1 protein-coding gene is annotated in these 6,111 nt (G+C 68.7%); it reads left to right on the forward strand.

Annotation, left to right across the window (positions count from 1 at the left end):
• Positions 1 to 6,111 (forward strand): beta strand repeat-containing protein (locus tag BA190_RS36535; protein WP_371260459.1); only part of this gene is annotated, 6,111 nt, incomplete at both ends.

Here is a 6,111-nt window from a genome sequence, read left to right on the forward strand (position 1 = left end):
GTCGGCGGTCAGCGTCACCAGCAATGGCGACATCCTCAACGGTGCCGGTACGGGCAATGTCGCCGACGGCAGCTACAAGGCCACCACCGCCAATGGCGGCGGTATCCTCGCCCAATCGATCGGTGGCGGCGGCGGCAATGGCGGCTTCAGCGGCTCCCTGACTCTTGGCGGCCTCGGCGCCCTGTCGCTTTCGCTTGGCGGCAGCGGCGGCGATGGCGGTTCGGCCGGCACGGTGAATGTCCAGAACGGCACGCTGCAGGCCAGCAACATCACCACGCTCGGCGACCTCTCCGCCGGCATCACCGCCCAGTCGATCGGCGGTGGCGGTGGCAATGGCGGCTTCGGCATCGGCGTGTCCGGTTCGGGCGTGGTTTCCCTCTCGGCGGCCGTCGGCGGCAAGGGCGGCTCCGGCAATACCGCCAGCGCGGTCACCGTGGGCAGCACCGGCGACATCGTCACATTCGGCAATTTCTCCGCCGGTATCGCCGCACAGTCGATCGGCGGCGGTGGCGGCAATGGCGGCTTCGCCGTGTCCGGCAGCATCGCCCTGGCGCCCGAGGGAGGCGGCAGCGCGGCAGTCGTGGTTGGCGGTTCGGCGGGGGATGGTGCCACCGCCGGCAATGTCGGCGTCACCAACAAGGGCGTCGTCGCGACCTTCGGCACCTCGTCCACCGGCATCCTGGCGCAATCGCTGGGCGGCGGCGGAGGCAATGGCGGCTTTGCGGCTGCGGGCGCCATCACGGTGTCGCCCGAAGGCGGTGGCAGCATCGCGGTCGCAGTCGGCGGCGCCGGCGGCAATGGCGGCACGGCCGGCAAGGTCACGGTGTCCCAGACCGGGGCGGTGGCGACCGAGGGTGACCAGTCGACCGGCGTTTTGGCCCAGTCGATCGGTGGCGGCGGCGGCAATGGCGGCTTTGCCGGCACGCTTTCGGCCAATATCGGCAATGGCGTCGCTCTGGGCGCCAGCGTCGGCGGTTCGGGCGGCGACGGCGCCAAGGCCGATGCGGTCGAGGTCACCGTCAACGGCGATGTCTCGACCGACGGCATCCTGTCCAGCGGCGTCGTCGGCCAGTCGATCGGCGGCAGTGGCGGCAATGGTGGCTTCTCGGTGGCCGGTACCCTGCAGATCGGGCAGGGCGGCAGCCTGAATGCCAGTGTCGGCGGCTTCGGCGGCGATGGCGGCAAGGCCGGCAGCGTCGACGTCAGTCATACCGGCAATCTCCAGACCAAGGGTGACCTGTCGCTCGGCCTGCTGGCCCAGTCGATTGGCGGCGGCGGCGGCAATGGCGGTTTTGCCGGCAGCCTCAGCGCGACCATCGGCGAGGGCGTCGCCCTGGGCGTTTCGGTTGGCGGCTTCGGCGGTGGTGGTGCCACGGCCGGCAACGTCAAGGCCAGCAATATCGGCAATGTCGCAACCTTCGGCGCCGGCTCGACGGCAATCCTGGCCCAGTCGATCGGCGGCAATGGCGGCAATGGCGGCGCCAGCGTGGCGGGCGCCGTCGGTGTCGGGGAGCAGAATGTCAGCCTGGCGGTTTCCGTCGGTGGCTTCGGTGGCGACGGCGCCAAGGCCGGGTCGGCCGAGGTCGACAGCACCGGTCTGATCTACACCAAGGGGGCTCTCGCCCATGGCCTCGCCGCCCAGTCCATCGGCGGCGGTGGCGGCAATGGCGGCTTTTCGGTCGCCGGCAATCTCAATGTCAGCACCGGCACGGGCGGCAGCGCCTCGGTCAGCGTCGGCGGCGGCGGTGGTTCGGGCAGTACCGGCGGCGACGTCGCCATCAAGTCGAATGTCGGCAAGGTCCTGCCGACCGACAACAGCGCCACCATCGAGACGGATGGGGATGGCTCCAATGCCATCTATGCCCAGTCGATCGGTGGCGGCGGCGGCTCGGGCGGCTTCTCCGGCGCCCTGTCGCTGACCTTCAGCGAAGGTGCGACCGCCGGCTTCGGCCTCTCCGTCGGTGGCTTCGGCGGCACCGGCAACAATGCCGGCACGGTCAACGTCACCAGCGTCGACAATATCCTGACCAAGGGCGAAGGTTCCAACGGCATCCTGGCCCAATCGATCGGCGGTGGCGGCGGCGATGGCGGCTTTAGTGGTGCTGCGACCATTACCGGTGGCGCTTCCGAAAGCACGCAGGCCGGCGTTTCCGCTTCGCTTGGTGGCTTTGGCGGTGCCGCGGGCAATGCCGGTGCCGTCATCATCGACTCCACGGGTCTGATCACCACATTGGGTGACCATGCCGACGGCGTGCTGGCCCAATCGATCGGTGGCGGTGGCGGCAATGGCGGCATGAGCTTTGCCGGCGCGGTCGGCGTCAGCCAGAATGCGGTCGACGTCTCGCTGAGCATGGGTGGCTTTGGCGGTGCGGCGGGCACCGGTGGCAATGTCAGCGTCACGCGCAACGGCACGATCACCACGGCGGGCGACTATTCGGTCGGCCTGGCTGGCCAATCGATCGGTGGCGGCGGTGGCAATGGTGGCCTGTCGATCACCGGCGCCTTCGGTGGCACCAATTCCAAGAACATCAGCGCCTCTCTCGGTGGCTTCGGCGGTGCCGGCACTGGTGCCGGTCTCGTCACCATCGGCAATACCGGGGACATCGGCACCAAGGGGGTGGGCTCGCAGGCGATCCTTGCCCAGTCGATCGGCGGTGGCGGCGGCAATGGCGGGCTTGCGGGCTCGGCCGTGTTCGGCGTCGGTGGAGAGAACACCAATCTGAACCTTGGGGCGGCGGTCGGCGGCAAGGGCGGCAGCGGCGGTACCGGCGGTGACGTCAAGGTCACCAGCAACGGCAATCTGCAGACGCAGGGCGATGCGGCGCAGGGCATCCTCGCCCAGTCGATCGGCGGCGGCGGCGGCAATGGCGGCTCGAGCCTCTCGGGTGTGCTCGGCGTCGGTGGCGCCAGCGAGGGCCGCACCATCAATGTCAGCTTCGCCGTGGGCGGCCTCGGCGGCGACGGCAACACCGCCGGCAATGTCACCGTAGACCAGTCGGGTTCGATCCAGACGGATGGCAGCGGCTCGCACGGCATCCAGGCGCAGTCGATCGGCGGTGGCGGCGGCAATGGCGGCCAGGCCAACTCCCTCTCGCTGGTGCTGACCAAGGCCTGCACCCTACCGGTGGTCTGCACGGCACCGGAAGAGACCAAGAAGAACTTCTCCTTCCAGGCGACGGTGGGCGGCTTCGGCGGCACCGGCAACGATGCCGGCACCGTCACCATCGGCAATGACGGCGTGATCATCACCAAGGGCGATGCCTCCAGCGGCATCTTCGCCCAGTCGATCGGCGGCGGCGGCGGCCAGGGCGGCAGCGGCATCATCGGCCTGCAGGACGTGGTGCCCAGTCCCTACAACTACGCCACGCTGGCGGCCATGCCCTTCGGAGCCGTCGGCATCGCCAAGAACTATGTGGTCGCCGTCGGCGGCTATGGCGGCTCGGCCGGCAACGGCAACACGGTCACGATCGACAATCAGGGGCAGATCCTCACCGAAGGCATCTATTCCTGGGGCATCTTCGCCCAGTCGGTCGGCGGCGGCGGCGGCAATAGCGGCAATGCCGTTGCGGGCCTGACCGGCACGATCGGCCTCGGCGGCGGCGCGCTCGCTGATCTCCTCGGCGTCGATAGCGGTTCGGCCGGTGACGGCGGCACGGTTACCGTGACCAACGGCAAATCGGGCGATGTCGAGATCGGCGCCATCCAGACCAACGGCACCATCTCCTCCGGCGCGATCCTCGCCCAGTCGATCGGCGGCGGCGGTGGCCAGGGCGGGGCGGGCTCCGGCCTGATCGACATCGGCGGCGATGGCGGGGCGGCCGGCAATGGCGGCGCCGTCACGGTCACCAATTTCGCCTATCTCGGCACCAAGGGCCTGTTCTCCACCGGCATCACCGCGCAATCGGTCGGCGGCGGTGGCGGCACCGGCGGCGGCGGTTCGCTCAGTGCCCTCGCCATCGGCGGCGCCGGCGGCGCTGCAGGCAATGGCGGTACGGTTGCTGTCGCCAATGCCGGCGAGATCTTCACGGAGGGTCGCGAGTCCAATGGCGTCACCGCCCAGTCGATCGGTGGCGGCGGCGGCACCGGCGGCGGCTTCCTCTATGACAAGCAGAGCATCGGCAGCCTGGTCGGCAGCGTCAATCTCGTGCAGGTCGGCGGCAGCGGCGGCGCTTCGGGCGACGGCGGCAGCGTCGGCATCGCCAATAGCGGCTTCGTGCAGACCGAGGGAGACTTCTCCAACGGCCTGTTCGCGCAGTCGGTCGGCGGTGGCGGCGGCATCGGCGGCGGCGGCCTCGGCGCGGTGGCGATCGGCGGCAAGTCCGGCGCCGGCGGCAAGGGCGGCGACGTGACCGTCACCAACGCCGCGGGCGGCAAGCAGGTCAAGCTTTCCAACGATCCCGATGCCAAGCCGATCACCGTCAGCATCGTCACCACCGGTGACCAGTCCAATGCCATCATGGCCCAGTCGGTCGGCGGCGGTGGCGGCTCGTCCGGCGAGACCTATGGCCTCGTCTCCTTCGAGCGCGGGGCCGCGGCCGGCAGCGACGGCGGCGTGGTCAAGGTCACCAATGCCGGCTCGCTGCTGACCTTCGGCCAGAACTCCACGGCGATCTTCGCCCAGTCGGTCGGTGGCGGCGGTGGTTATGCCGCTGCGGCGACCGGGCTCGGCGCCTGGGGCGCCGATGCAGGCGGTGGCGGCAATGGCGGCGCGGTGAGCGTCATCAACACCGCCGAACTGATCGCGACCAACGGCACCAACGCCCATGGCATCTTCGCCCAGTCGATCGGAGGCGGCGGTGGTGTGGTCAATTCGCTGGGCGGCCTCACCGTACCCAAGCCCTTCATCGATGCCTTGCCGGAAACCGCGCAGGGCGTGGTCACCAACCTGCTTGACGGCAAGAGCGTCGGCATCGGCTTTGCAGGCTCCGCCGGCGGCGACGGCAAGGCCGGCGACGTCACCATCAACCAGACTGGCGATATCCTTACGGCTGGCTCCGGCTCCTTCGCCATCCTGGCCCAGAGCGCCGGCAAGACCAATGGCAATATCGCCATCACCGTCAACGCCGACAGCACCATCATCGGCGGCACCGGCATGGGCGCCGGCGTCGGCTTCCTCGATGGTGCGACCAATACGCTCGCCAATGCAGGCCTGATTACCGATTACGGCAAGACCGTCGGCCTTGCCCTCGACAAGGACAAGAAGCTGATCGGCACCGGCTGGATCGATGGCCTCGCCGTCTATGGCTCGGCCGGCAACGAGGCGGTGACCAACACCAATCTCGTCACCGGTTCGGTGAAGCTGGGTACCGGCCTCAACAGCTTCGACAACCAGAACGGCGCCTGGTTCGTCACCGGCGATACCGTCCAGCTCGGCGACACCGCGGCCCATTTGTTCTCCAATGCCGGCTTCATGGCGATTGGCGGCATCAACCGGGTCTTCACCACCAACGAGACCGGCTATTTCGACCAGAAGGCCGACGGCACCTACATGCTGGACTTCGACCTCGACCGGAACGCCGATTGGAGCGCGCCAACCACGTCGGCAACGATGCTGGCGGCGGCGTTGCCTGATCTGGGCAATCCCGGCTTCACCGACCTGCTCAACGTCTCGGGCGCGGCCGATCTGGCGGGCAAGGTCTCGATCAACTTGCTCAATCCCGGCAAGGCGACGCCGGGCACCACCGATCATGTCATCGTGCACACCGAAAAGGGCGTGACCGACAAGGGCATGACCATCGACGCCATCCCAACGGCGGTGGCGAATTACAGCCTGGTCTTCACCGACTATGACGCGATCCTGCGCACCAAGATCGACTTCTCGGCCGATGGCCTGACCGAGAACGGACATGCCGTCGGTAACGCGATCAACGCGATCCAGACCGACCAGACCTCGCCGAAATTCGTGCCGCTGGCGGCTGCGATCTTCTTCCAGCCGAACGTTGCCGCCTTGCAGAAGACCTATGATTCCATCGACGGCGAAGGCACGGCCGGTGTGCAGCAGACGCTGTTCTCCGACAGTGGCGCCTTCATGCGCTCGGTGATGCAGCAGGCCGACTTCTGGCGCAACGGAAATGCCGTCGATCTCACCGGCAAGGCCGTCGGCGGGTGCAG

This window comes from Labrys sp. WJW, assembly GCF_001676615.1.
Classification (GTDB): domain Bacteria; phylum Pseudomonadota; class Alphaproteobacteria; order Rhizobiales; family Labraceae; genus Labrys; species Labrys sedimenti.